Origin of the sequence: Novosphingobium sp. B-7 (genome assembly GCF_000410615.1) — a bacterium.
Taxonomy (GTDB): domain Bacteria; phylum Pseudomonadota; class Alphaproteobacteria; order Sphingomonadales; family Sphingomonadaceae; genus Novosphingobium; species Novosphingobium capsulatum.
The window spans coordinates 1-2,492 of record NZ_KE148515.1 but is presented as its reverse complement, the minus strand read 5'-3'; the positions used below and the strand labels follow the sequence as shown (position 1 = coordinate 2,492).

Sequence of the window (2,492 nt, the reverse complement as noted above, 5' to 3'; positions counted from 1 at the left end):
CTATGACGAGGACCTCAAGGCGCTGACCGCCAAGGCCAGGCAACTCAAGGCACGCAAGCAGAGCCAGCTTGGCGAACTGGTCGAGGCGACCGGCGCCAACGCAATGCCCATTGAGGAGCTGGCCGGCGCGCTGCTGTCGATTGCCGCCATCACCGATCCGCAACGACGGGAGGCATGGCGCAAACGCGGCGCCGCGTTCTTTCTGGCGCGCGGTCCGAACAGACGACTGGCCAGCGCACTGGCGACAACGCGCAACCAGCAGCGCCGCACGAGCAGCGCGCGCCATCGCCTGGCGCTGCAACAGGCGCGGCATGACACGCGAGCCTGGCAGGTGAAGCGGAAAGAGCGGACAAGGCTGTTGATCGAACTGGGTGGCCTCATTGCCAAGGCGGGCCTCGTTGAACTGACCGATGATGATCGTGCCGTGATCCTCGGGCTGCTGGTCGAGGCGGCAGCGAAGCTGCGAACCGACGAGACCGGCACTCAACTCGCGTTGTGGCGGCGACGCGGCAAGCGGGCTTTTGCCGATACCGAGGACAAAGATTGAGCAGCCAGCAACGCTCGTTCCGCAACCCGTCGCCAGCACGTTGCCCCACGCCAGCCGCGTCGCCATAGGGACATGCATGGGCGACAAGACCAAAACCCGCATTCTCGGAGTCATCGAACGCGCACCGCAGTGGCTTCGCCACGATCTTGCCGCCAAGGATGCATCGGCCCGCGCCCGCGCGGAAGAAGCGCTGGCTGCAATGCTGGTCGATGCAATCGGAGGAAGTCAGACGGCAGACGGCTGAACAGCAGCGCCAACCAAGTAGCCACTGCGCGTCGGCACATCCCGCAAGGCAGCGACACGGTGGCGGCAGATAGCAGTGCAGACGCCCGCACGGCTTGCTGAATGTCAGCCGGACGTCAGGCAGGACGTCACCCGCTCAAATCACCATGCCGTATCGTAACCCTGGGCTGGCTTATAACGGGACGTCGAACCAATTCTGATGAACAGACAAGACGGGCATATGGAGACGTTGTCGTTCGATTGGGCGTTAAACGGATTGCTCTGATAGGCATCTCGGCAAACCTCTTACCGGTATCGCCATTTCGGAGGAAACCAATTCACAGACGTGCGCGATCTGCTAAAGCTCTGTGCTGTACCGGCAGTCACAGGTTACGCGACACGTCTTGTGACTGCCGGTGCAACTGCAAATGGCATGCCTCACGCAGAAAGCGCAGCGAGGCGCGCTGCCCGTGCGAGGTCCTTGGGCCGGCCGAAGGACTGCAAGAGATTCCCCAGTTCGGTGCGATCGGGAATGAACAAGGTTTTGCTGTCCAACGCGATCCGCTGGCGTGTTGCTGGAACGATAGCGCGCCAGTGACCATCCTGGCAGTGATGGAACCCGGCCATGAGTTCAACCGGCAGTGGCGGCTCGCCCCAGGTTGCAAAAATGGTCGAGCGGTATTCGGCATGATGAGAGCCGCTTTGAAGGGCAAGGCCCAACGTGGGGATTATCCGCCGTGCATCGGAAAGACTGAGAAGGACATCGACGTCCCCAACAGGCCCGGGATCGGCGCCATGCAACGCGACCGCCGCACTCGCGATAATCCACCAGGGATCCTGGGCGTTCTCCATGACGTGCGCCACCACTTTGAGTGACGCGACAAGGGCCTGCTCCATCGTTCACCCCGCTCTTTTAGATGCGCCCGGAACAAGACCGCCGATTTCAAATCCTGGCCGCTAGCCCGCCTGCCGCGCTGTCGCTTCCAGCTGGGCGATGCGTTCCGAACAGATGGCATGAACGACGCGGCCGAGTTCCTCGACCTGCTCGCCCAGCCAGGCCAGTTCCTCTTCGGTGATCCGGTAGTGCTTGGAATAGCGCGCCTTGACGTAGGCTTCCTTCAGTTTCTCGAACATCGCGCGCTGCTTGCGGTTGTCGCTGGGCCAGACGTGGACCAGCCGGACGTCCAGCCGCTCAGCCTGGGTGCGTAGGAACGCCAAATTGTGGACGTGCGGGGTGTAGAAGGTCACCACGAGAAGGACGCAGTGGTAAAGGCGTTCTGCGGCCTGATGGAGTTCGAAAGCAGCTTTGTTGTGCCATCCGCGCTGCGCTGCTTCATTACCTTGGATTAGAAACTGCTGGGCCGTGGGCATCCACTCCTCAAAATACTCCTGCGCCATGGCCAGCGCCGCATGCGGCGTCTTCGGCTTGGGCTGGTGCAGTTCGGTATCGTCGCTCTGGTAAAGCGCGATGCCATCGCGGGCCACGTCCATGAAGAAGTAGCGCCCATGGGCCAGCCCGTCGTTCACCTCCTGCAGGGTGTGAACGATGAAATTGACCGGGGTCTTGATCGTACCGGCAATGCCGTACTCGCGCATCAGCCGGTCATCGACCTTGGCCCAGTACTTGACCCGGTCGGTCAGGCGCTTGTCGTTGACGATGATGAGCAGATCATAGTCCGACTGGTAGCCCTTGGCGGTGTGCGGCTCATCGACCCAGCCGCCG

At 62.1% G+C, this 2,492-nt stretch carries 4 protein-coding genes; 2 read left to right on the top strand and 2 right to left on the bottom strand.

Going from position 1 to position 2,492, the window contains the following annotated elements; all coding sequences use genetic code 11:
- Positions 1 to 547, top strand: a 547-nt coding sequence (locus tag H926_RS35310) for a conjugal transfer protein TraD (protein ID WP_237741180.1), incomplete at its 5' end; no start/stop codon positions are given.
- 76 nt (positions 548 to 623) lie between these two features.
- Positions 624 to 791 (top strand): DUF6771 family protein, encoded by a 168-nt coding sequence (locus tag H926_RS34185; RefSeq protein WP_022678426.1) that lies wholly within the window; start codon positions 624 to 626, stop codon positions 789 to 791.
- Positions 792 to 1,207: 416 nt separating this feature from the next.
- Here the strand turns inward: H926_RS34185 and H926_RS0123585 are convergent, their stop codons facing one another.
- Together H926_RS0123585 and H926_RS0123580 are read right to left on the bottom strand one after the other, a co-directional pair.
- Entirely contained in the window at positions 1,208 to 1,666 is a 459-nt protein-coding gene (locus H926_RS0123585; protein ID WP_022678425.1) for a hypothetical protein, read from the bottom strand.
- A gap of 60 nt (positions 1,667 to 1,726) precedes the next feature.
- Positions 1,727 to 2,492 (bottom strand): HEPN domain-containing protein (locus H926_RS0123580; protein ID WP_022678424.1); only part of this gene is annotated, 766 nt, incomplete at its 5' end.